Here is a 23,763-nt window from a genome sequence, read left to right on the forward strand (position 1 = left end):
AGCGGCGAACGCCGTTCTCCCGCAGTGACTTCCGGTCGATCGGGTGCGGCGATCGCCCGCACCCGGGCCGGCCGCCAGGCGCGCATCGTCGCGATCCTGTCCCAGCACGAGGTGCGCAGCCAGTCCGAACTGGCCACCCTGCTGTCCGGGGAGGGGATCGACACCACCCAGGCCACGCTCTCGCGTGATCTGGACGAACTCGGTGCGGTGAAACTGCGCGCGGCCGACGGCGGCGCGGGCGTGTACGTGGTTCCCGAGGACGGCAGCCCCGTTCGCGGTGTCACCGGCGGTACCGAACGTCTGTCGAAAATGCTTGGCGACCTGCTGGTTTCGACCGATTCCAGCGGCAATATCGCGGTCCTGCGCACCCCGCCGGGTGCCGCGCACTTCCTGGCCAGCGCGCTCGATCGATCGGCGCTGCCGGAGATCGTGGGCACCATCGCGGGGGACGACACCATCGCCGTGATCGCCCGCGAGCCCATGACCGGTGCGGAACTCGCGGCCAAGATCGAGTTGCTGGCTTAGCGCGAGCGCCCGACACCCGCCGCGTCAGCGCTCGTTCGCCGTCCGGTGCGGTGGCGCGCCCTCGACGAGGGCGATCAGCGTCGTCGTGGCGCATACCTCCGAGCGATTGTCGCGGCGGAGGTATTTCGCGTGGCCGAGTCGTTCGCGGCGAGTGGGCCGCGTGGGCGGTTGTTCGTGGCTGCGGGGTCGGAGGCATGGGGCCCTGTGTGATCGGTGGTCGTGCGGCGATGGCGGCTGGACGAGCGGTCCCGTGGCGGGTCGGCCGCTCGGGGCCGGGGCTCGTCGTGCGCGTTCCCACCAGTATTCGGATCAGGTAGATCCAGTTAGTTGTCGTACCGCAACTACTTGGCGCACTGTTCATGACGGTCCGCGAAGTAGGAGGCACGATGAACGACAAGGCGTCCGATACCGGCTGGTGTCCCGGCTCATGAGTCTGATGCGAGGTGGCGCGCAGCTGAGCTCTGCGGTGGAACCCGACGGCAGGACCCTGCGGGACGGTCTGATGATCATGCTGCGGGGTTGCCGCGAGCATCCGGGCGCGGCGGCGCTGGCGCTGGGGGCGAGCCTGATCAACGGCGGGTGCATGGTGCTGGGCGCGAAAGCGGTGGGCTGGAGCATCGATCACGTGGTGGTGGCGGCGTTCCGGGAGGGCCGGTTCCTGCCGGGCGCGGCGGTGCTCGGGGCGCTCGCGGTGCTGGGGGTGTCGTTCCTGCGGGTGGTGACCATCATCGTGCGCGGGGTGGCCTCGGGCATCATCCAGTTCCGGAGCGAGGCGCGTACTCGCAGAGCCGTGGTGTCGCACTACCTGCGGCTCGGAATCTCCTGGCATCGGCGGAGTTCGGCGGGCGAACTGGTCTCACGGGCGGTGTCGGATGTGCAGTCCGCCTGGGATCCGATGAAGCATTTCCCCTTCGCGTTCGGCATGGCCGGAATGCTGTTGCTGGTCCTGCTCGACGTCGCGCTCGCGGATCCCTGGCTGGCGGTGGTGGCGATGATCCTGATTCCGCTGCTGCTCGGTGCGAACCTGGCCTATCAGCGGGTGCTGGCGCCGCGAGCCCGCGAAGCGCAGACGCGGCGGGCCGAGGTCACCACGCTGGCGCACGAGGCCATCGCCGGGCAGCAGGTGATCCGCACGCTCGGGATCGCCGACCGGGAGATCGAGCGGTTCGCCGCGGCGGCGGCCGGCGCTCGAGCCGCGAATCGCCGGATGGGCAGTGCCGGAGCCGTTTTCGATCCGGCCATCGAACTGATGCCGCCGGTGGCGGCGCTGGTCATCCTCGCGATCGGCGTGACGCGGGTGGAGGCCGGGCACCTTGGCGTCGGCACCCTGGTCGGGGTGATCTATCTGCTGATCACCACCGCCATGCCGCTCAACGCGCTCGGTCGTTTCCTCGGTGTGCTGCCCACGGGTGTCGCCGGGCACGCGCGGGTCGATCAGGTACTCTCGGCCACCGAACGGCCGCGCCACGGCGACCGCGAACTCTCCGGATCGGGACCGGTCCCGCTCGAAATGCACGGCGTCGCTTTCGGTTACACCGCCGCCACGGCGGTCCGGGACCTGAGCCTGCGGGTGCCCGCGGGCAGCATCGTGGCGGTGGTCGGCCCGACCGGAGCGGGCAAGAGCACGGTGTTGGGGCTGCTGTCGTATCTGCTCGAACCCGGTGCCGGCGCGGTGCGGCTGGGCGACGTGGACGCGACCGCGCTCGCTCCGGAAGCCGTGCGGCGGCGGACCGCACTCGTCACCCAGAATGCCTTCCTCTTCACCGACACGATCCGCGCCAACATCGCACTGGGGGAGCGGGAGTGCGACGAGCTCGTGTGGCGGGCGCTCGGGATCGCCGACGCGGCGGCCTTCGTGGCGGCGCTGCCCGAGGGACTCGATACGCTCATCACCGATACGGTCCAGCTGTCCGGCGGCCAGCGTCAGCGAATAGCGCTGGCGCGCGCGGTATTCCGGCGACCCGGACTGTTGCTGCTCGACGACGCCACCTCCGCGCTGGATCCGCTCGTCGAGCGCTCCGTCATCGACGCGCTACGCGGCGAATACGGCGGCGGCGAGCGCCGCACCACCGTGGTCCTGGTCGGGCATCGAGCCGCGACCATCGGGCTCGCGGATACCGTCGTGTTCCTCGGGAGCGGCCGGATCCTCGCGCAGGGAACGCATTGCGAACTGCTCGCCACCGAACCCGGCTACCGAGCGTTGCTGGGCGCGTACGACACCACCGAGGCCGTCGCATGACCATCGACTCGAAAACCGTGGTGCAACAGCGGAATTACGGAACTCTCGCGCTGCTGCGGCGGATCCGCCGCGATATCGCGTTGCCCGGGCGCGCGCTGGCCGCGATCGTGCTGCTGGCCGTCGTCGCCTCCTCCGGGCGCATCGTCATTCCGGTGACCATCCAGTACGCGCTCGACCACGCCCTGCTGGTGGAGGTGGATTCGGCCGCACGCTCGCGGGTGGTGACGGCCGCGGTCCTCATCGGCCTGAGCGCCGTGTTGGCCGCGATGGTCGGCTCGTCGCTGATGAACCGCCGATTGATCGGCACCGTGGAGGAGGTGCTGCTCGCCCTGCGGGTGCGCGCCTTCGCCCGCATCCTGCGCCTCCCGGCCGCCGATCCGCGCGCCGAGTCGCGTGGGTCGCTGGTCGCGCGCATCACCAATGATGTGGACGCGGTCACCTTCTACGCCCAGTCCGGCGGAGTCACGCTGGTGCAGAACGTCTCTCAGATGGCGCTGGCGTCGGTGGTGATGGCGGTGTATTCGTGGCCGCTGGCACTGCTCGTGCTCCTGGTTGGCGCGACGGTGCCGCTGGGCGGGCACGCGCTGCAGAAGGTCGTGTCCAGCCGGTTCGACCGGGTGCGGCGCGGCGTCGGTGATCTGTACGCCGGGATCTTCGAAATCCTGGCCGGTATCGACACGATTCGCGGCTACGGCATCGAGGACCGGATGCGGGCGCGCACCGATCGCCAGATCGACGCGGTCGCGGCCGCACAGCGGAAGACCCTGTGGCCGCTGAACTTCAATATCGCCATCGGTGAGACCAACAGCGGGCTGATCACCGCGTCGGTCCTGGTGGCGGGCACGGCCGCCGGTGTCGGCGCACTCGGCTGGGTCGGTGGATCCAGCGCCGGTGACGTGGTCGCCTTCCTGTTCCTGGTGACCTTCTTCGTTCGCCCCATGCAATTCGCGGTCGCCAATATCGCCGACGCGCGCAATGCCGAGGCCGGTCTGCGCCGGGTCGTGGAGATCCTGGATCTGCCCGTACCCGCGCAACACGGCGGTGCGACCCTGCCGCCGGGACCCGCCACGATCGAGTTCACCGGCCTGAACTTCCGCTACGGCACCGCCGACCGCCTCGCCCTGCGAGGGATCACCCTGCGCATCGACGCGGGTGAACATGTCGCCGTGGTCGGTGAAACAGGTTCCGGTAAGAGCACTTTCGCCAAACTCGTGACCCGGCAACTGGTTCCGACCTCGGGTCGTCTCACCCTCTGGGGCATCGACGTCACCGACATCTCCGACGCCGATCTCGCCAGGCGGGTGGCGATCGTCCCACAGGACGCCTTCCTCTTCGACCGCACCGTGGGTGAGAACATCGCCCTCGGCCGCACCGATGCCACCGAAGCGGATGTTCTCGAAGTCCTCGACCGCCTCGGCCTCACCGACTGGATCGCAGGCCTGTCCGAGGGGCTCGACACCCCCGTCGGCCAACGCGGAGAAGCGCTCTCGGCAGGCGAACGTCAACTGGTGGCCCTCGCCCGCACCGCCCTGGTCGACCCCGATCTGCTGGTCCTGGACGAGGCCACCAGCGGCGTCGACTCCGGCACCGACGTGCGCGTCCAACGCGCGCTGTCCCACCTCACCGCCGGCCGCACCACCCTCACCATCGCCCACCGCATGTTCGCCGCCGAATCCGCCGACCGAGTCCTGGTCTTCCACGACGGTGAAATCGCCGAAGACGGGCCTCACCGGGAATTGGCCGTCGCCGATGGTTTCTACGCTCGGCTGCACGCGGTCTGGGCGCAGGACTCCTCCGGGCACGCGGAGGCCCGGGTGGGGTGAGGGAGGGCGTGGACGGCCGCACCGCGATTCGGTGAGGACAAATAGTTGTAGTCGGTGGTAGTCTCGATTGTGGCGATTACATGGTATTGGGGTTTGGCACATCTGCTCACCCAAGCCGGTATCGACGTAGATGACGTGTATGACCTGCTCAGTGCGTGGCTCGCGGGCGAGCGGCCGCTCTGGTTCATGCCCGCTGTCGATGACGCGACTGGTTTGAAGGCGACGGTTTTGATGGGTCGCACGGATAATGGACATCCTCTGGTGATCCTGGCCCGCCTCGATGGCAAAGACCTTTACGTCATCAACGCGTTCCGGCCGACTTCCGAGTTGATCGCCGATTTCGAGGAATGGGAGGCCCGACATGGCTGAATTCGAGAACCTGACGCCTGCGGAGATTGCCGCGTTCACGCAACGATTGGTCGTGGATACCGCTGCCGCCGAGCAGTTGCCGGTTACACATGGGGTCGACACAGGTGAGACGTTGATTCCGCGGTCGGTGAAGCTGCCGGTGAGGGTGGATCGTGCGTGCAAAGCTCGCGCGACCGAGCTGGGAATCAGCCAGTCGGCGTACATTCGTTCGCTGATCGAGAAGGATCTTGCCAGCGGTCACAGTCGTCCGTTGACCACCGCAGATCTGCCGCTGATCTTGGAGTTTCTGCGCCAAGCCGCCTGAACGGACCTGGTGCGGTTCGAGCATGAGGCGCCACCGTCCCGAGTTCATCGGTGCGCCCCGAGCCGGAGCGGATCGGGCAGGCGTGACAGCCGTTCTGGTGGTACGTCGCGCGAGAGCGTCAGCAGCCGAGTTGGGTGGCCAGATCGAGGAAATCCTCTGCGTTGATGTCGAATTCGGGGGAGAAGTCGGCGTCGGCGAGGGTGGGGTCGCCGAATTCCATGGGGCGGGAGACGAATGCGGTGCGGAAGCCGAGTTCGGCGGCGGCTCGGATGTCGTATTTGTGGCTGGCGACCATCATGATGTCGGCGGGGGCGAGGCCGAGGTATCCGGCGGCCATGCGGTAGGTGAGTGGGTCGGGTTTGAAGACGCCCGCCATTTCGGCGGTGAAGACCGCGTGCCAGGGGAAGCCACCGTGGCGGGTGATGCTGACGACCGCGTTCACGTCGGCGTTGGACAGTGTCGCGAGGGTGTAATCCGCGCGCAGGCGGGTGAGGCCCTCGACGGCGTCGGGCCAGGGGTCCAGCAGTTTCCACGCCGAATTGAGTTCGTGGCGTTCGGATTCGGTGAGGTTCAGGTTCTGGGTCTCGAGTAGTTCGTCCAGCGCTGTGCGATAGACGGATTCGACGCTGACCCACGGGTCCTCGGGTCCGCGCGGCGTCGAGGTGCCCCGGAAATACGCCGCGCGCCAGTCGTTCACGAACTGGGACCAGTCCCGGCCGGGATGGCGATCACCCGCGATCCGCCGCGCCGCGGCGGTGATCGTCGAGTGGAAATCCGTCGCGGTGCCCTGGACATCGAACAGCAGCGCTGTCGGCCGGTCGGTAGTCATGATCGAAAGGCTAGTGCGGCGCCGGGCACGCGCCGGAGTGATGTGATGTCGGTCGCGTAGCTCTGGTCTCAGCGGGAACCGGGATCGTGAAGGTCGACGGCCAGCGGAGTCCCGCCCGCGAACCAGGCGCGATGCAGTTCCAGGACCCGCGCGCGGGTGGGGCGGCCCGGGCGGTGAAATGCGCTCTCGGCGTAGTCGAACGGGCGGACCCGGCTGCACAGCGCCTCGTACGCGACACGGCGTTCGGACTCGTCTCGGAGGTCGCGTGCGGTGCCCTCGAACGATGTGCCTTCCAGCTTCAGCCGGACGGTCGGGTTCGCGCGAATGTTCTGCAGCCACAAGGCGTGTTCACCGCGAATCGATACCAGGTAGGCGGTATCGCCGTCGCGCTCGGCCTTGACGAAGGTCGGCAGCGCCCTGCCTGATCTGCGCCCGGTCACGGTGAGCACGCCGACGCCGCGTGGCAGCCGGAGGGCGAACCACACCGCATGGAAGGCGTGCAGTGATCGGGTGAGCCGCCGGATCTGACGGGGGGTCGGGGCGCCGGTGCGCCCGGCCAGACGAGCGGGCACGTACTCGCCATCGGTGTAGCGAAGCTCGTCCGGAATCGCGCCGGCTGTCGAATCGTCCATCGTGCCCCCTGGGACGTGGCCATGTACGCCTCATGACAGCACGACGCTCGAACGCCGGGCAATCCCGGAGGAGTTGCTCGGTGTCGGTTCAATGCTCGACGGCGAGGAGTTGCCCGGGTGGCAGGACGTGGACGGTCGTGTCCGGGGCGAGGTCACCGGTGGCGTCGCGGTACAGGTCCGGGCGGTTGCGGACGGTCTTGACCATCAGGCGATCGCCGACCGGGCCGCCGGTGAAGGCGTAGTGGATGGGGACCGCGAGCCGGGGCCGCAGAACACTCGTGAACTCGGCGGCCTCGGTCGCGTCCATCACCTCCTGGCGGTTGCCCAGCGGGCGAATTCGCAGTCCGTTGATCGGCAGCAGAGCCAGGTCGACCTCCGAATAGCGCTGGGCGATCTCGTCGAGTTCGTCGACGCGGCGCGTGTCCGCGCCGAAATAGACGGTGTGGCCGTCCGCGCGCAGTACGAAGGTGATCTCGGTGACGCCGTGACTGGCTGGTGTGGCGATCACCTCGACCGGTCCCAAACGGGTGCTCTCCCAGGGATCCAGCTCGACCACGTTCGGGAAGCCCGCCGCCCGCACTCGCGGTGCGATGCCCTTGGCGACGGCGAACGGCACGGACTTGTCCGGATAGGCGGCCAATGCGTCCAGATCGCAGTGGTCGTAGTGCTCGTGGCTGATCACGATGCCCGCCAGTTCGGGTAGATCCGCCGCGGTGGCACAGCTGCGCTGCTCGCCCTGGTAGTAGAACCGGCGCTCGGAAAGCCAAGGGTCGGTGAGGATTCGGGCTCCGCCGAAATCGAGGAGCACGCTGGCATGGACGACACGGGACACGGTGAGCATCGCGAAACCTTCTGAGAAGACGGGTGTCTGCTTACATTCGTCAGTAGACGCCTGTCTTGTTATGCTGTCAAGGTGTCCGAGAAGAAGGTGTCCGAGAAGAAGGCGTCCGAGAAATCCGCCGCGCGCAGCCGCAACCCCCGGGGTGAGGGATCTCGCCTCCGCGGCGAGTTGATCTCCGCCGCAAGTCGTCTGCTCGAAACGCTCGACGGTCAGGACGCGCTGTCGCTGCGCGCCGTCGCGCGCGAGGCCGGAATCGCCCCGCAGAGCGTGTACCTGCACTTCGCCGACCGCCGCGAGTTGCTCACGGCCGTGTATGCCGAGCGCTTCGCCGAACTCCGGACGGCGCTCGAGGCCGCCCAGCGCTCGAGCGCCGCCCCGGGTGACCGGCTCTCGGCCGTCTGTCATGCCTATGTCGACTACGGCGTTCGCAATCCCGGTCACTACCGAGTCCTTTTCGGTACGGCGGGCACTCCCGGCTGGGAGCCAGCCGCCGGTGAACTCCCCGGCCTCCCCACTTTCCAACTTTTGGTCGATGTCGTAACCGACTGTGGCGCAACCGATCCCAGGTCCACCGCGCTGTGTCTCTGGGCCGCCATGCACGGCCTGATCACGCTCCATCAGGACCGGCCCAGTTTCCCCTGGCCGCCGCTCGCCACCCTGGTGGACACCATGGTTCGCGCGCACCTCACGCGCTGAGCGGGGCGGCGGCATCCTGTACCCGCTCGGTGGGCGCTGTGTGTGACCATGGGTGTCGTGCCGGCGGCCGGGCCGGATCGCTCCGGTGGACCCGGTTATGAATGGGATTGCATCATCATGCATAATCATTTGTAGGACGAAGGCGCGGGCCGCGAAGAGCGCACCGGCCCGGCCACTCACCCGCTCAGCGGGAACAGACCTGACACGCACTAATCGAGGAGCACACGGACTATGACCAAGCGCGTCGTACTCGCCTACTCCGGCGGGCTGGACACCTCCGTCGCGATCAGCTGGATCGGCAAGGAGACCGGCGCCGAGGTGATCGCGGTCGCGATCGACCTCGGGCAGGGCGGCGAGGACATGAACGAGGTCCGCCAGCGCGCGCTGGACTGCGGCGCGGTCGAGTCCATCGTGGTGGACGCCCGCGACGAGTTCGCCAACGACTACTGCCTGCCGACCATCCAGTCGAACGCGCTGTACATGGGTCGCTACCCGCTGGTGTCGGCGATCAGCCGTCCGCTCATCGTCAAGCACCTGGTCGAGGCCGCCGAGTACCACGGCGCGGACACCGTCTCGCACGGCTGCACCGGCAAGGGCAACGATCAGGTCCGCTTCGAGGTCGGCATCGGCGCGCTCGCGCCCGACCTGAAGGTCATCGCGCCGGTCCGCGACTACGCCTGGACCCGCGAGAAGGCCATCGAGTTCGCCGCCGAGAACAAGCTGCCGATCAACGTCAGCAAGAAGTCGCCGTTCTCCATCGACCAGAACCTGTGGGGCCGCGCGGTCGAGACCGGGTTCCTCGAGGACCTGTGGAACGCGCCGACCAAGGACGTCTACGACTACACCGTCGACCCGACCGTCAACTTCGAGGCTCCCGACGAGCTCATCGTCACCTTCCTCAAGGGCGTTCCGGTCGCCATCGACGGCCGTCCGGTCTCCATGCTCGAGGCCATCACCGAGCTGAACCAGCGCGCCGGACGCCAGGGCGTCGGCCGCCTCGACATGGTCGAGGACCGGCTCGTCGGCATCAAGAGCCGCGAGATCTACGAGGCACCGGGCGCGATCGCGCTGATCACCGCGCACCAGGAGATGGAAGCGGTCACGGTCGAGCGCGAGCTGGGCCGGTACAAGCGTCAGGTCGAGCAGCGCTGGGGCGAGCTGGTGTACGACGGCCTGTGGTTCTCCCCGCTCAAGCGGGCGCTGGACGCCTTCGTGCAGGACACCCAGCAGCACGTCACCGGTGATGTCCGGATGGTGCTGCACGGCGGCAGCGTGGTCGTGAACGGCCGTCGCTCGGACGAGTCGCTGTACGACTTCAACCTGGCCACCTACGACGCGGGCGACACCTTCGACCAGTCGCTGGCCAAGGGCTTCGTGCAGATCCACGGCCTGTCGTCCAAGGTTGCCGCCCGTCGGGACCTCAGCAAGAAGTAGAGCCCGCGGGGATCTCGGCACGAAGTGGAGAGCGTCGGGATCTCAGCAAGAAGTAGTAGCCTGCGACCGGGTACCAACCGGCCGAAGGAGGCGTCCATGCGCACCGATGACGATAGTTGGGACATCACGGAGAGCGTGGGCGCCACCGCCATCGGCGTCGCCGCCATGCGGGCCCACGAAACCCGCCGTGACGACGCGGTTTTCCGGGATCCCTACGCGGAGAAACTGGTGGCGGCGGTCGGTTCCGAATCCTGGGGCCGGATGCTCGCCGCGAAACCGCGGAGCGATCGGGAACGACTCGGCAGCGCCTACGTCAACGGCGTGATGGGTCACTTCCTGGTCGCGCGGACGGTGTACTTCGACGAGTACTTCGCCGACGCGGTGGCCGACGGCATCCGGCAGATCGTGATCCTCGCCTCCGGGCTGGACGCTCGCGCCTATCGGATGCGCTGGCCGTCGGGCACTGTGATCTTCGAGCTCGATCAGCCGAAGGTGCTGGAGTTCAAGGCGACTGCGCTCGCGGACTCCGCACCGGCGGCGGATCGGCGCGAGGTGCCGATCGATCTGCGGCAGGACTGGCCGAAGGCGCTGCTGGACAAGGGTTTCGACCCGAGTCGCCCGACGGCCTGGCTGGCGGAGGGTCTGCTGCGATATCTGCCCGGCGCCGCACAGGACCAGCTGCTGGCGAATCTCGTCGAGCTCAGTGCGCCCGGCAGCCGGATGGCGCTGAACATCGGCACCGGAGAGCGGGCGCTCTCGCCCGAACTGCGTGAGCGCCGGGCGAAAGCCCTGGCGGAGGCGGGAATCCGGATCGACCTGGAACAGCTGTGGTACCCGTGGGAGGACCGCCGGGACCCCCGCGAATGGTTCGCCGAACAGGGCTGGCGGGTCTCACCGGGTGATCCGGAGATCGTGCTGGCCACCCATGGCCGCACCGTGCCCGAGGAGGCGCGGCCGGATATGGGCACACACATTCTTATGACCGCGATACGACCGCGAGGAGACGACACGCTATGACGCAGGGCGGCAGCACCAATGAGGGCGCGCTGTGGGGCGGGCGATTCGCGTCCGGCCCCGCCGCGGCGATGGCGGCGCTGAGCAAGTCGACCCATTTCGACTGGGTCCTCGCGCCGTACGACATCCGCGCCTCCAAAGCCCATGCGCGCGTGCTGAACAAGGCCGGTCTGCTGTCCGAGAGCGACCTGGCGACCATGCTCACCGGGCTGGATCGGCTCGCGGCGGATGTGGAGTCGGGCGCGTACGCGCCCGCCGAGTCCGATGAGGATGTGCACGGCGCGCTCGAGCGCGGCCTGATCGACCGGGTCGGCGCCGAGGTCGGCGGCCGCCTGCGCGCGGGCCGCTCCCGCAACGATCAGGTCGCCACCCTGTTCCGCATGTGGCTGCGAGATGCCGTGCGCCGCGTGGCCTTCGGGGTGCTCGAGGTGGTGGACGCGCTGCTCGCGCAGGCCGCCGCGCACCCGGACGCGGTCATGCCCGGCAAGACGCACCTGCAGGCCGCCCAGCCCGTGCTGCTCTCGCATCATCTGCTCGCGCACGCGCATCCGCTGCTTCGCGATATCCAGCGGCTGCGGGACTTCGACAAGCGGGCCGCGGTGTCCCCGTACGGTTCCGGTGCGCTGGCGGGGTCCTCGCTCGGCCTGGACCCGGAAGCCATTGCCGCCGAACTGGATTTCGACGCCTCCGCCGCGAACTCCATCGACGCCACCTCCTCCCGCGATTTCGCCGCGGAGGCCGCGTTCGTCTTCGCCATGATCGCGGTGGATCTGAGCCGCATGGCCGAAGAGGTGATCATCTGGAGCACACCGGAATTCGGCTACATCACCCTCGCGGACGCCTGGTCGACCGGTTCCTCGATCATGCCGCAGAAGAAGAACCCCGACGTGTCGGAGCTGACCCGCGGCAAGGCCGGACGCCTGATCGGCAATGTCACCGGCCTGCTCGCCACCCTCAAGGCCCAGCCCCTGGCCTACAACCGTGACCTGCAGGAGGACAAGGAACCGGTCTTCGACTCGGTAGCCCAGCTCGAGCTCCTGCTCCCCGCCATCGCGGGCCTGGTCTCCACCCTCACCTTCCACACCGACCGCATGGCCGAACTGGCCCCGGCGGGCTTCACCCTCGCCACCGACATCGCCGAATGGCTTGTCCGCCAGGGTGTCCCGTTCCGCGTGGCCCACGAAGCCGCGGGCGGCTGCGTCCGCGCCGCCGAGGCCCGCGGCGTCGGCCTGGACGAACTCACCGACGAGGAATTCGCCGCCGTCGATCCGGCCCTGACCCCCACCGTCCGCGAGGTCCTCACGGTGCAGGGCTCCATAGCCTCCCGCAACGCCCGCGGCGGCACCGCCGGAACCCAGGTGGCCGAGCAGCTCGAAGAGGTCCGAGCCACCGCCGCCGACCAGCGCGCCTGGCTCGGCTGATCCCTGATTCGCGGGTGGCGGCGCTTGCCGTCGATATAACATCCGTGTTATAAATTGGGGAGAGGTGGAACTGGAACCAGAGGTTGATGAGTGGTTCGACTCGCTCGATGATAATGACCAGGAGACGGCAGCCTTCTATGTCGATCTCCTGGCCGAGCGGGGAGTGCTGCTCAGCGAGCCCTACACGCGGCAGCTTCACGGCAAGCTACGTGAGCTCCGGTTCTATCTCGCGCGAGACGCGGTGCGAATCACTTACTGGGTCGCGCCCGGCAGGCGCATCATTCTGCTGACGGTCTTCCGTAAGCAGAGAATGCGAGAAACGGCTGAAATCGAGCGTGCGGTGCGAGCATTCACTCGCTGCGTCGCTGCTGCTCATACCGTGGACGAGGAGTGAATTCCATGGGCGAACGGAAGAGCTGGGCCGAGAAGCGTGCGGAGGTCATGAGTCGCCCGGGCGCCGGTGCTGCCTATGATGCTGCGCGAATTCGATTCGAGCTCGGCACTGCGGTACGGCAGCGCCGAGAGGAGCTTGGCCTCACTCAGTCTGACCTCGCCGTCAGAGCCGGCCTGAAACAACCTGCCGTAGCAAGGTTCGAGGCGGGTGGCACGATGCCGAGCATTCCGATGCTCGAACGACTCGCCGAGGCGCTGGAATTGGGTCTCACCGTGGAATTTCATCGCCTTCCCGAAGCCGGCTGATGGACGCGGCGGTGAGGCGGTCCGTCGGAGTCCGGTTATCCTGCGGCAATGACCTTGGTGCTGCTGGCGTTGGCGATCGCGTGTGAGGTGACGGCGACGGTGTCGCTGAAGATCTCGGAGGGGTTCAGCAAGCTGGTGCCCTCGATCATCGTGGTGATCGGGTACGCCGCGGCGTTCTTCTTCCTGTCGCAGGCGTTGAAGCGGGGGATGGCGATCGGGGTCGCGTACGGGATCTGGTCGGCGGTGGGGGTGGTCGCGGTGGCGACCATCGGGGCGCTGTTCCTGAACGAGAGTCTCACGCTCGTTCAGGTCGGCGGGATCGGGTTGGTGATCGTGGGCGTGCTGGCGCTGGAGCTCGGCGGAGCGCACTGAGTCCGGGCTGGCTCAATCCTGCACGTGCACAACGTATCCCGCGTCCGACAGGGCGGTGAGCACATCGTCGCGATGGGCGGGACCGCGGGTTTCGAGGGTGAGCAGGACCTCGACCTCGTCGATGGCGAGCCAGGCGCCGGTGCGGGAGTGGGCGACGTCCAGCACGCTGGCCCCGGTGCGGCCGAGTTCGGCCAGTAGGCCGCCGAGACTGCCGGGTCGGTCGGAGATGGTGACGCGGGCGGCCAGGTAGCGGCCCGCGGCGCTGAGGCCGTGGCCGATCACCCGGGTCAGCAGCAGCGGGTCGATATTGCCGCCGGACAGGATGGCGCAGACGGGACCCTGCAGGGCGAGTTCCTCGGCGGTGCGGGCCATCAGCGCCGCCACCGCCGCCGCGCCTGCGGGTTCGACGATGAGTTTGGCGCGCTCCATGCACAGCAGCAATGCCTTGGACAGCGCGTCCTCGTCGACGGTGAGGATGGTGGGCGCGCACTTCACGATGTGCTCGAACGGCACCTCACCGGGACGGCCGACGGCGATACCGTCGGCCATGGTCGTCATCTGCGCCAGCGGCACCGGTTTTCCCGCCGCCAGCGACGCGGGCCAGGCCGCGGCCGCCTCGGCCTGCACGCCGATCACCCGCACTCGCGGCGCGAGCCGCTGGCAGGCGGCCGCGACGCCGGCGAGCAGCCCGCCGCCACCGGTCGGCACGATGAGGGTGCCGACGTCCGGCAGCTGCTGCAGGATCTCCAGGGCGATGGTGCCCTGTCCGGCGACGATGTCCATGTGATCGAACGGATGCACCAGCGTCGCTCCGGTCTGCTCCGCGAAATCCCTTGCGGCCGAGAGCGCTTCGTCGATGGTCTCGCCGACCTGGTACACGGTCGCCCCGTATGCCCTGGTGGCCACCAGCTTCGGCAGCGCCGCGCCGACCGGCATGAACACGGTGGATTCGATCCCGAGCGAGGTCGCCGCCCACGCCACGCCCTGGGCGTGGTTGCCCGCGCTCGCGGCCACCACGCCCCGAACCCGGTCCGCCCGAGGCAGGTTCGCGATCCGGTTGTACGCGCCGCGCGGTTTGAAGGATCCGGTGCGCTGCAGATTCTCGCATTTGAGCCACACCTCGTGTCCGGTGCGGTCGGCCAGCACCCGTGAGGCGACCACGGGGGTTCGCCGGATGACGGGCGCGAGCAGGGTCGCCGCCGCCTCGATCTGCGCGATCACGTCCATGCGCGCCATGCTGCCAGGAGTTAGCCCACCTGTCTCGGTGCTGTGTGTACCGGCTGCCGCCCGCTGTTCGAATCGCACATTCGAGACGGTCCCATCCCAGTTCAGGGGCGTTTCGGCGCCCGTGCGCCGCGCCGACGGACGCCGCGTGTTCGGCCGATCCGCGGCATAACCAACCGCCCGGTTTATCGTTCGATCGTGTTCGCGGGATCACCCGCACCGACTCGTGCTCCACCTCCATCCCTGGGAAGCGAGGAACGCTGTGCCGAAGGCCGTGGTACCGAAGTGCTCGACCGCACCGACCTCCCCGATCGGATCACGGTCGGTGAAAATCGCCGCGTCGCTGGCGATTTCCGTCTCGTTCGGGCTGCTGCCGGGCGGCACGCCGGTCGCCGCCGCCACCTCGCCGATGGCCAGTTGCGGCGCCGGTGACTTCCGCTGGACCGCCGTCGACGGCGGCATCGGCATGTCGCCTCGACTGCTGACGTTCACCTCGGTCGGCCGCCTGTGGGACTGCGTGGGCGTTCCCGGAATCACCGGCGGCACCTTCACCGGCGTGCACGAGGCGACCTCGGACTGCATGCATCCGGCCGACGGCCCGATCACCGTCGACATCCTCTGGTCCAACGGCGACACCAGCACCCTGGCGGGCCCGTGGCCGGTCGGGATGGCGCAGCCCACCGTGGGACCGCTCGACATCGTGCGGGGGATCGGGCAGGGCGGTCGGGTCCGAGTCGTGGCCGAGTACGAGATGATGACGCCGGACATGGTCATGGGCTGCATGGGACCTGGCGTCACCACAGGTCCGGGACGCGTGAGTGCCAGCATGGCCTGAGCCTCGGGACCCCGATCCCCGGAAGATATATCGATCCCGCAATAACCGGGCAATGGATGTGCAATGGCCGGGCAACGGCGCGTATCTACCTTGATCCGATCATCGTTCGATTCGGATCGGATGCACCATGACCGATATCGTCACACCCGCAGTGGCGTCCCCCGCGACAATCCCCGACCAGGCTGTCGCTCCAGCATACGACCCCCGCCTCACCAACGCGGATCTGGCACCGCTGCGCGAACAGCGCTGGGGCAGTTACCACATCTTCGCCTTCTGGATGTCGGACGTGCACAGCGTCGGCGGATACGTCACGGCCGGAAGTCTTTTCGCGCTCGGGCTGGCCGGCTGGCAGGTGCTCGCGGCGCTGCTGATCGGCATCACCATCGTGTACTTCCTGTGCAATCTGGTGGCCGCGCCCAGTCAGAAGACCGGGGTGCCCTATCCGGTCATGTGCCGCAGTTCCTTCGGAGTGATCGGCGCGAACATCCCGGCCGTCATTCGCGGTCTGATCGCGGTGGCCTGGTACGGAATTCAGACCTACCTGGCCTCGGCGGCGCTGATCGTGGTGGCGATCAAACTCTTCCCCGATCTCGCCCCGTACGCGGTCGCCGACGATTACGGCTTCCTCGGGCTCTCACTGCTGGGCTGGTGCGCCTACCTGGTGCTGTGGGTGATCCAGGCCGCGGTGTTCTGGCAGGGCATGGAATCGATCCGCAAGTTCATCGACTTCTGCGGGCCCGCGGTCTACGTCGTGATGTTCCTGCTGTGCGGATACCTGATCCACAAGGCCGGTTGGGGTTCGATCAATCTGCAACTGGGTGAGGTGAAGTACCACGGCTGGAGCGCGGTGCCCGTCATCCTGGGCGCGATCGCACTGGTGGTGTCGTACTTCTGCGGCCCGATGCTGAACTTCGGCGACTTCTCCCGCTACGCCAAGTCCATGCCCGCGGTGAAGCGCGGCAACCTGCTCGGTCTGCCGGTGAACTTCCTGGCCTTCTCGCTGCTCGTGGTGATCACCGCCTCGCTGACCATTCCGGTCTACGGCGAGCTGATCACCGATCCGGTCGAGACGGTGTCGCGCATCGACTCCACCTTCGCCATCGTGCTGGGCGCGCTGACCTTCACCATCGCCACGGTCGGCATCAATATCGTCGCCAATTTCATCTCCCCGGCCTTCGACTTCTCGCATGTGAGTCCGCAGCGGATCAGCTGGCGAATGGGCGGCATGATCGCCGCGGTCGGCTCGGTGCTGATCACCCCGTGGAACCTGTACAACAACCCCGAGGTCATCCACTACACGCTCGAGGTGCTCGGTGCGTTCATCGGCCCGCTGTTCGGCGTGCTGATCGTGGACTACTACCTCGTGCGCAAGCGCACGATCGTGGTGGACGAGCTGTTCACCATGGCCGAGACCGGAAAGTACTGGTACAGCAGGGGATTCAACCCGGTCGCCGTCATCGCGACCGTGGTGGGTGCGGTGGCCGCGGTGTTCCCGGTGCTGGCGAAGGACGTGTACGGCATGCACACCGCCGCCCAGTACAGCTGGTTCATCGGCTGCGGTCTGGCGCTGCCCGTCTACTACCTGCTCGCGACCCGCACGGCGCTGATGCGACCGGTGAGCGAAACCGTCTGACCTCTCGCGCTGATTCCCCGGCGACAGCACACCGTCGCCGGGGAATTCTCATCTTCGGTACGGGTCGTGTGCGATGACCGGACGCGGCGATCGCACACGTCCGGGCCGCTGCGCTCAGGCCGGAGTCGAGCCGTTCTCCCGATGCCGCACGATCGCGGCCAGCACGCCACCCAGCCACGGTGTGTAGGTGGCCGGATCGGCCGCGACCCGCGCGGCGAGAATATCGGGTTCGACCCAGCCGATGTCGTCGACCTCGTCCGGATTCGGCGTCAACTCCGCATCGTCGAGCCGGCCGATCAGTACGTGATCGAATTCGTACTCGACGCGGCCGGTGGCCGGATCCGACGCCTGATAGGTGAACGTGCCGATCTCGGTGAGTTCGGCGGACACCCCGAGCTCCTCCCGCAGCCGGACGCCGGCGGCCTCGGTGACGTCCTGGTCCGGTGCGGGATGCCCGCAGCAGGTATTGGTCCACAGCAGCGGGAATCGGGTCTTCACCGCGGCCCGCTGCTGCAGGAGCACTCGCCCGTCCGCGTCGAACAGCAGGACCGAGAAGGCCCGGTGCAGCTGTCCCGGCGCGGTGTGAGCCGCCGCCACCGGCAGCGATCCGGCCGCTCGGCCCTGCTCGTCCACGAGCTCGACGAGCAGGGATTCACGGTCGATCGCCGGGGTGGCGTCGGGTGTGTCGAGGGTGCCGGTCACCTACTCACCTTATCGGCGGTGATCATCAGGTACTGGAAGCTGCCCTCCCGGTACGACTTCAGGAACGGCTTCTCCACACCGGTCGCGAGCTCGGAGTGCTCCCGAAGTTCCCAGTAGGGGATGGTCGCCGGGGTGAGGTCCACGACATTGACCGGCACCAGGTTGTTGGCGGCCAGTGCCTTGAAGTAGTCGCTGCGCGGATGGATGTTGCAGCCGTAGTGCGCGTCGATCCAGCTGACCGCGGCCGAACGCTCGCCGAACACGTCGTTGGAGCACCCGGTGATGCACACGTACCGTCCACCCGGTTCCAGCAGCCGGGAGAACTCCGCGAACAGCTCGAACAGGTCCACGTACATGGTGGTCTCGTTGGTCCAGATGCCGCGTCTGGAGCCGGTCTCGAAACCGGTGTCGAGCATGTTCTTGAAGTGGAACTTCACCTTGTCGGTGACTCCGCGCTCGGCGGCCTGCTCATTGGCGAAGCCGACCTGATATTCGGAGATGGTGACGCCGTCCACCTGGCAGCCGAAGCGCTGATTGGCCATGAAGCTGGTGCCGCCGCGTCCCGAGCCGCCGTCCATCAGCCGATCACCCGGCCGGACGTCACCGAGCTGATCGAGCAACCCGTCCGCCTGCGCCGTCTCGAGTCGGTGCAGCTCGGTGACGATGCGCTGCTGGCGGGTCTCCTGCGGACCCTCCAGAACCGACAGATCCGGCTCGCCGACCCCGTAGTGGTGGTGGAAGAGTCCGTCCACCTCACCGAGCTTCGTGTTCACCCGGTCGTCGTTGGGGTTGTCGTTCCAGTACGCCGCCACCGACTTCTGATAGGCGGTCTTGAGCGGGTTGCCGGTCTCGGGCTCGACCATGGTCATCGCAGATCTTCCTCTCGATAGCTGATATCGGTCGTTACAGCGACGGCTGCCGGGTCACCGAACGGACGGCAGCCGGGGTGGCGGTGGGGTGGCACCGCATCGGGGGAACTGGGTGGTCAGTCGCCGAGGGCTGGTGGCCGTCGGCGCTGCCGGGACCCGCGCACCGTGCGAGTTCTGCTGTGGTGCGGGATCTTTCGAGCCGGGTGGCGGCGGTGGCCGCCCCACGCCGATGGACCGCGGCGTGGGGCGGGACGGTGGCGTGGTGGGCGCGATCGTCTCGGGGAGGTTCACCAGCAGGCTGGCCGAACCCAGCCCGACCGGTCCGAGCAGGCGTTTTGGCGCGGTGGGCACCGACATGGCCTGCTCCGATCAGTCGGACTGCCGGGCGACCAGCACGTTGTCGAGAATGCCGAGCGCGTCGGGAACCAGGACGGCGGCCGAGTAGTAGCAGCTGACCAGGTAGGAGATGATCGACTGATCGTCGATGCCCTTGAACCGCACGTTCAGGCTCGGCTCGTACTCGTCGGGAATGCCGGTCTGGTGCAGGCCGATCACGCCCTGGTCCTTCTCACCCGTGCGCATCGCCATGATCGAGGTGGTCTGGGTACCGCTGACCGGGATCTTGCCGCACGGATACAGCGGAACGCCGCGCCAGGCCGGCACGCGATGGCCGTCGATCTCCACCGGATCCGGGTAGATGCCGCGCTTGTTGCACTCGCGGTAGAACGCGGCGATCGCCTTGGGGTGGGCCAGGAACAGCTTGGTGCCGCGCCGCATGCTCAGCAGCTCGTCCAGGTCGTCCGGGGTCGGCGGGCCGGACTCGGTGTAGATGCGCTGCTTGAGATCACAGTTGTTGAGCAGACCGAAGTCCGGGTTGTTGACCAGGTCGTATTCACGCCGCTCGTAGAGGGCCTCGATGGTGAGGCGCAGCTGCTGTTCGATCTGATCCATCGGATCGTTGAACAGGTCCGCGACGCGGGTGTGCACCCGCAGCACGCTCTGGCCCAGGCTCAGTTCGTATTGGCGGGGCTGCTCGTCGTAGTCGACGTAGGTGCCGTCGAGCAGCGGCTCACCGGAATGGCCCGAGGAGATGAGGATCTCGGCCTCGCCGAACTTGTTCTGCGCCCGGGACGGAGCCGCGGCCACCGCGTCCAGATGCTGCTGCAGGGCCGGGATGTTCTCCGACAACTGCTGGAAGGTCTGTCTGTCGAGCACCAGCATGGTGGTCGGGGTGACGGTCTTGAGCGTCACCGGCCAGATGGCCCCGGTGTCGGTGAGCATCTCGTCGCCGAAATAGTCACCGCCGGCGAGCATCCCGAGTTTGGTGGTTTCGCCGTATTCGCCGGTGCCGATCTTGGAGAGCTTGCCGTGCACGATCAGCAATACCTGATCCATCGGATTGCCGAATTCGGCGACGACCGTGCCGGGTTCGAGATCGCGCTGCTCGAAGCGCTGTGCGATCGCGCCGAGCGCCTCTTCGTCGTCGAAGCCGCGCAGCTGCGGGAGTTCCTGCAGTTCGAGCGGGATGACCCGGGCGTTCGGGCCGTTGATGATGTACTCCACCTCGCCGTTGCCGACGGTGTGCGTGAGCCGCCGGTTGACGCGGTACACACCGCCTTTCACCTGGGTCCACGGCAGGGAGCGGGTCAGCCAGCGAGAGCTGATGCCCTGCATCTGCGGTTCGGACTTGGTGGTGTGCGCCAACTGAGAAGCGGCAGCGGTACTGAGAGATTTGCGAACGTGATTTTCGGACGATACGGGCATTTCAATGGTCATGCTGCGGTTCCTCACCTAGAAGGGCCACCACGTATTTGCGAGCGGTGGAGTCCATGGCGATACAGCAGACCCGGTCAGGGGCCTGCGGAAAGATTCCTGTGAGTGAAAAGACAAGCGCGACAGTGCGTTCCAAGCGAGAGAAATCGTAGAACGAGATTTGACGGGGCCGCAGCGAAACGCATAAACATGATGACTGGCGCATTGCTGCGCATCGGCGCGTCGCGATTCGCGGTATCGCAGACCATTGGGTATTCCGCAGATTCACGGCTGGTTAACACCGTTTCGACCGGGCGAACGCAATGAGATACCCCAGATTCGCAGATTCACACCCGCGACTCGCCCGCGCGGTTCGAATCAGGCCGGTCGGTTGGGAATCATGGCTCACATGGTGCTGGTCACAGCGTCCGCGAAGTAGGCTGGGCCTATGGCAAGCTCGTCTGACCGCGCAGGGGCGGGTAGTGCTGGTCACGAGCATGATATGTCTGGGAGCAAAGCCGTGAAATTCAATACGAAGTCCGTTGTGGGGCCGATGCAGCGCCTGATGGCGACCGCCCAGAACGGACTCGAGGTGATGAGGTTCGGGGGCCTGGTCACCGAGATCGTCTCTTCGCCGTACGAGGTCGTCGAACGTAAACGGATGTACCGGCTGCGCCATTACTTCCCGGACGACACCACCCCCGACCGTCCGGTCGTGGTGCTGGTGCCGCCGATCATGGTGACCGCGGAGATCTGGGACGTGAATGCCGCGGACGGGGCGGTCGGAATTCTCAATCAGGGTGGAATCGACTGCTGGGTGGTCGATTTCGGCTCGCCGGCCACCGAGGAGGGTGGCTGGGATCGTGACCTGGCCGACCACGTGTTCGCGGTCAGCAGCGCCATCGACACGGTCAACGAGCTCACCGGGCGCTCGGTGCACCTCATGGGCTACTCCCAGGGCGGCATGTTCGCCTATCAGACCGCCGCCTACCGCTACGGCAAGGGCGTGGAGAGCATCGCGACCTTCGGTAGCCCGGTGGATGCCGTGGCCGGCATGCCGTTCGGGCTCCCGCACGGTCTGGTCTCCGATGCCGCGGACTTCCTGACCGATCACGTGCTGAATCGGCTGCCGATCACCGATTCCATGGTGCGACTGGGCTTTCAGGCCCTGGACCCGGTCAAGACCGCCAAGGCGCGGCTGGACTTCCTGCGTCAATTGCACGATCGCGAGGCACTGCTGCCCAAGGAGCGTCAGCGTCGCTTCCTCGAGGCCGACGGCTGGCTCGGCTACCCCGGCCCGGCGCTGACCGAGCTGCTGCAGCAGTTCGTCAAGCACAATCGAATGATGCTGGGCGGCTTCGTCATCCGTGACCAGCCGATCTCGCTCGCCGATCTCAAGTGCCCGATCCTGGCGTTCGTGGGCGAGGTCGACGACATCGGCCAGCCCGCCGCGGTGCGGGGCATCGTGCGTGCGGCGCCGAACGCCGAGGTGTACGAAGCCAGTTTGGTGGCAGGACATTTCGGGCTCGTGTCCGGGTCCACGGCCACCAGGCAGACCTGGCCGCTGGTGCGCGACTGGGTGAACTGGCTCAGCGGCCGCAACGAACTGCCCGCGCAGATCGAGAGGATGAGTCACGAGGTGACGCGCAAGCGGCCCAACACCGGGCTCACCCGCGTGGTGCACGCCGTCGGCAGCTTCGCCGAGGCGGGCACCAGCATCGGCAAGGTCGTGGAGAGCATCGCCGGGCAGACCCTGCGCGGCACCGTCGAACTGACCGGTGAGGCCGCGCGCGCCCTGCCGCGCCTGACCCGCCTGGGCATGATCCAGCCGCACACCCGAATCTCGCTGGGCCGCTTGCTCGCCGAGCAGGCGCGCCGAGGACCGCTGCGCGAGGCGTTCCTGTTCGACGACCGGGTGCACACGCACCAGGCGGTCAACGAGCGCATCGACAATGTGGTGCGCGGGCTGATCTCCGTCGGCGTGCGGCCCGCCTCCCGGGTCGGCGTGGTCATGGAGACCCGGCCCAGCGCCATGGTGGCCATCGCCGCGCTCTCGCGCCTCGGCGCGGTCGCGGTGCTGCTCGCGCCCGGCAGCGAACTGTCCCGCGTCGCGGAGCTGACCGGGGCCAAGATCCTGCTCACCGATCCGGAGAACCTGAGCGCCGCGGCCGAGACCGGTGCGCGCGTGCTGGTGCTCGGCGGCGGCGATGCCCGGCAGCTGGACATACCGGCCGGTGCGGACGTCACCGATCTCGAGAAGATCGATCCGGCGCAGGTGGCGATGCCCGCCTGGTACAAGCCCGATCCGGGGCTGGCGCGCGAACTGGCGTTCATCCTCGTCACCGGGACCGGCGACCGCTTCGACGTCAAGCACGTGACCAACCACCGCTGGGCGCTGTCCGCATTCGGCACCGCGTCCGCGGCCGATCTCGGTCATCGCGACACCATCTATTGCCTTGCGCCGCTGTACCACTCGTCAGGTCTGCTGGTCAGTCTCGGCGGGGCGGTGGCGGGTGGCAGCCGGATCGCGCTGGCTCGCTCGCTGGATCCGGAGCGGTTCGCCGAGGAGGTGCATCGCTACGGCGTCACCGTGGTCACCTACACCTGGACCATGTTGCGCGACATCCTCGATGCCGACACCTTCCCGAACGGCCATCCGCATCCCATCCGGCTGTTCATCGGCTCCGGAATGCCCGCGGGACTGTGGCGGCGCACCCAGGAGCGCTTCGCACCGGCTCGGGTGCTGGAGTTCTACGCCTCCATCGAGGGAGATGTGGTGCTGGCCAACGTGTCCGGCGCGAAGGTCGGTAGCAAGGGCCGTCCGGTGCCGGGCACCGCCAAGGTCGAGCTCATCGCCTACGATCCGGCCACCGATGAAATCCTCACCGAGAGTACGGGTTACGCGCGTCGCTGCGCCGACAACGAGGTGGGGCTGCTGATCGGCACCGCCTCGGACGCGGTGGATCTGTCCGCGGGCGGGCTGCGCGGCGTGTTCGCTCCCGGTGACGCCTGGATGCCGACGGAGAACCTCTTCCGTCGCGACAGCGACGGCGACTACTGGTTGATGGACCGGCGCGACACCGTCATCCACACCACGCGCGGGCCCGTGTTCACCCAGCCCATCGTGGACGTCCTGAACGACATCACCGCGGTGGATCTCGAAGTGGCGTACGGCCTTCCGGTCGGCGACCGCGTGCTCGCGGTCGCCGCCGTCAGCATTCGTGACGGTCAGCGCCTGGGGCCCAAGGACGTCACCGAGGCGCTGCGGGATCTGGCTCCGGTCCAGCGCCCGGATCTGGTCTACGTCGTGGACGAGATCCCGCGCAGCTCCACCTTCCGGCCCTCGACACGCGCCGTGCAGGCCGTGGGCCGCCCGGAGGCCGGCGAGCGGACCTGGTGGTACAACCGTGAATCGGAGAGTTACGAGATCCTGACCGAGGAGATCGCGGTGCGACTCTTCCTGTGAGCGGACGTTTCTCGGGGATTCGCGCCCAGCGCGGGACGATCTTCCGCTGATCCGCGTTCACGAGGCGAGGCCCCCGGTGCACCG

23 protein-coding genes are annotated in these 23,763 nt (G+C 67.7%); 15 read left to right on the forward strand and 8 right to left on the reverse strand.

The features are described 5' to 3' along the window. Positions 1-24 precede the first annotated feature (24 nt). The 5 genes from NJ1_RS22480 (at position 25) to NJ1_RS22500 (ending at position 5,260) form a co-directional block, all read left to right on the forward strand. Positions 25-525, forward strand: coding sequence for an arginine repressor (locus tag NJ1_RS22480; RefSeq protein WP_067697717.1), 501 nt, complete (start codon positions 25-27; stop codon positions 523-525). A 427-nt stretch (positions 526-952) separates the two neighbouring features. Beyond that, positions 953-2,764 (forward strand): ABC transporter ATP-binding protein, encoded by a 1,812-nt coding sequence (locus NJ1_RS22485; RefSeq protein WP_084478618.1) that lies wholly within the window; start codon positions 953-955, stop codon positions 2,762-2,764. Beyond that, positions 2,761-4,587: an ABC transporter ATP-binding protein gene (locus NJ1_RS22490; RefSeq protein ID WP_067697580.1), complete on the forward strand. Its 1,827-nt coding sequence runs from the start codon at positions 2,761-2,763 to the stop codon at positions 4,585-4,587. Before NJ1_RS22485 ends, NJ1_RS22490 begins: the two co-directional genes overlap by 4 nt. A 93-nt stretch (positions 4,588-4,680) precedes the next feature. Further along, positions 4,681-4,956, forward strand: coding sequence for a hypothetical protein (locus NJ1_RS22495; protein WP_157574155.1), 276 nt, complete (start codon positions 4,681-4,683; stop codon positions 4,954-4,956). Continuing rightward, the gene (locus NJ1_RS22500; protein ID WP_067697584.1) at positions 4,949-5,260 is read left to right on the forward strand and encodes a hypothetical protein; all 312 of its coding nucleotides are present in this window, start codon (positions 4,949-4,951) and stop codon (positions 5,258-5,260) included. The genes NJ1_RS22495 and NJ1_RS22500 overlap by 8 nt, the downstream gene beginning before the upstream one ends. 118 nt (positions 5,261-5,378) lie before the next feature. Here NJ1_RS22500 and NJ1_RS22505 read toward each other — a convergent pair whose 3' ends face one another. The 3 genes from NJ1_RS22505 to NJ1_RS22515 form a co-directional block, all read right to left on the reverse strand. Continuing rightward, positions 5,379-6,089, reverse strand: coding sequence for a haloacid dehalogenase type II (locus NJ1_RS22505; RefSeq protein WP_067697586.1), 711 nt, complete (start codon positions 6,087-6,089; stop codon positions 5,379-5,381). Positions 6,090-6,157: 68 nt separating this feature from the next. Next, entirely contained in the window at positions 6,158-6,721 is a 564-nt protein-coding gene (locus tag NJ1_RS38310; protein WP_084478619.1) for a nitroreductase/quinone reductase family protein, read from the reverse strand. Between the two features lie 88 nt (positions 6,722-6,809). Next, positions 6,810-7,562: an MBL fold metallo-hydrolase gene (locus NJ1_RS22515; protein WP_067697588.1), complete on the reverse strand. Its 753-nt coding sequence runs from the start codon at positions 7,560-7,562 to the stop codon at positions 6,810-6,812. 72 nt (positions 7,563-7,634) lie between these two features. Between NJ1_RS22515 and NJ1_RS22520 the strand changes: the two genes are divergently transcribed. The 7 genes from NJ1_RS22520 (at position 7,635) to NJ1_RS22550 (ending at position 13,198) form a co-directional block, all read left to right on the forward strand. Beyond that, positions 7,635-8,258 (forward strand): TetR/AcrR family transcriptional regulator, encoded by a 624-nt coding sequence (locus tag NJ1_RS22520; RefSeq protein ID WP_084478620.1) that lies wholly within the window; start codon positions 7,635-7,637, stop codon positions 8,256-8,258. 231 nt (positions 8,259-8,489) lie between these two features. After that, a complete protein-coding gene (locus NJ1_RS22525; protein ID WP_067697590.1) occupies positions 8,490-9,692 on the forward strand; it encodes an argininosuccinate synthase in 1,203 nt (400 codons plus the stop codon). Positions 9,693-9,788: 96 nt separating this feature from the next. Beyond that, positions 9,789-10,709 (forward strand): class I SAM-dependent methyltransferase, encoded by a 921-nt coding sequence (locus NJ1_RS22530; RefSeq protein WP_067697592.1) that lies wholly within the window; start codon positions 9,789-9,791, stop codon positions 10,707-10,709. Next, positions 10,706-12,127 (forward strand): argininosuccinate lyase, encoded by a 1,422-nt coding sequence (argH, locus tag NJ1_RS22535; RefSeq protein WP_067697594.1) that lies wholly within the window; start codon positions 10,706-10,708, stop codon positions 12,125-12,127. The genes NJ1_RS22530 and argH overlap by 4 nt, the downstream gene beginning before the upstream one ends. Positions 12,128-12,191: 64 nt before the next feature. Further along, positions 12,192-12,521, forward strand: coding sequence for a type II toxin-antitoxin system RelE/ParE family toxin (locus tag NJ1_RS22540; RefSeq protein WP_245717524.1), 330 nt, complete (start codon positions 12,192-12,194; stop codon positions 12,519-12,521). Between the two features lie 5 nt (positions 12,522-12,526). Continuing rightward, positions 12,527-12,826 (forward strand): helix-turn-helix domain-containing protein, encoded by a 300-nt coding sequence (locus NJ1_RS22545; protein WP_067697725.1) that lies wholly within the window; start codon positions 12,527-12,529, stop codon positions 12,824-12,826. A gap of 48 nt (positions 12,827-12,874) precedes the next feature. Beyond that, positions 12,875-13,198, forward strand: a complete 324-nt coding sequence (locus tag NJ1_RS22550; protein WP_067697598.1) for a DMT family transporter — start codon at positions 12,875-12,877, stop codon at positions 13,196-13,198. Between the two features lie 12 nt (positions 13,199-13,210). Here the strand turns inward: NJ1_RS22550 and ilvA are convergent, their stop codons facing one another. After that, on the reverse strand, positions 13,211-14,425 hold the full coding sequence (ilvA, locus tag NJ1_RS22555; RefSeq protein ID WP_067697727.1) for a threonine ammonia-lyase: 1,215 nt from the start codon (positions 14,423-14,425) through the stop codon (positions 13,211-13,213). 322 nt (positions 14,426-14,747) lie between these two features. On the opposite strand from ilvA, the gene NJ1_RS22560 reads away from it, so the two are divergent. Both NJ1_RS22560 and NJ1_RS22565 read left to right on the forward strand, forming a co-directional pair. Continuing rightward, positions 14,748-15,257, forward strand: coding sequence for a hypothetical protein (locus tag NJ1_RS22560; protein WP_157574156.1), 510 nt, complete (start codon positions 14,748-14,750; stop codon positions 15,255-15,257). 127 nt (positions 15,258-15,384) lie between these two features. After that, complete coding sequence (locus NJ1_RS22565; RefSeq protein ID WP_067697602.1) at positions 15,385-16,890, forward strand: NCS1 family nucleobase:cation symporter-1; 1,506 nt, start codon at positions 15,385-15,387, stop codon at positions 16,888-16,890. Between the two features lie 114 nt (positions 16,891-17,004). Here NJ1_RS22565 and idi read toward each other — a convergent pair whose 3' ends face one another. From idi to NJ1_RS22580, 4 genes are read right to left on the reverse strand one after another with little or no spacing between them, the layout of a single operon-like run. After that, on the reverse strand, positions 17,005-17,592 hold the full coding sequence (gene idi / locus NJ1_RS22570; RefSeq protein ID WP_245717525.1) for an isopentenyl-diphosphate Delta-isomerase: 588 nt from the start codon (positions 17,590-17,592) through the stop codon (positions 17,005-17,007). Then, complete coding sequence (locus NJ1_RS22575; protein ID WP_067697604.1) at positions 17,589-18,461, reverse strand: geranyl diphosphate 2-C-methyltransferase; 873 nt, start codon at positions 18,459-18,461, stop codon at positions 17,589-17,591. The genes idi and NJ1_RS22575 overlap by 4 nt, the downstream gene beginning before the upstream one ends. A gap of 54 nt (positions 18,462-18,515) precedes the next feature. After that, on the reverse strand, positions 18,516-18,818 hold the full coding sequence (locus NJ1_RS39325; protein ID WP_157574157.1) for a hypothetical protein: 303 nt from the start codon (positions 18,816-18,818) through the stop codon (positions 18,516-18,518). Between the two features lie 12 nt (positions 18,819-18,830). Next, the gene (locus NJ1_RS22580; protein WP_067697606.1) at positions 18,831-20,237 is read right to left on the reverse strand and encodes a family 2B encapsulin nanocompartment shell protein; all 1,407 of its coding nucleotides are present in this window, start codon (positions 20,235-20,237) and stop codon (positions 18,831-18,833) included. Positions 20,238-20,715: 478 nt separating this feature from the next. Here NJ1_RS22580 and NJ1_RS22585 point away from each other — a divergent pair, with 478 nt between their 5' ends. Next, complete coding sequence (locus NJ1_RS22585) at positions 20,716-23,679, forward strand: AMP-binding protein (RefSeq protein WP_067697608.1); 2,964 nt, start codon at positions 20,716-20,718, stop codon at positions 23,677-23,679. Positions 23,680-23,763 lie beyond the last annotated feature (84 nt).

The organism is Nocardia jejuensis NBRC 103114 (assembly GCF_001613145.1).
GTDB lineage: Bacteria > Actinomycetota > Actinomycetes > Mycobacteriales > Mycobacteriaceae > Nocardia > Nocardia jejuensis.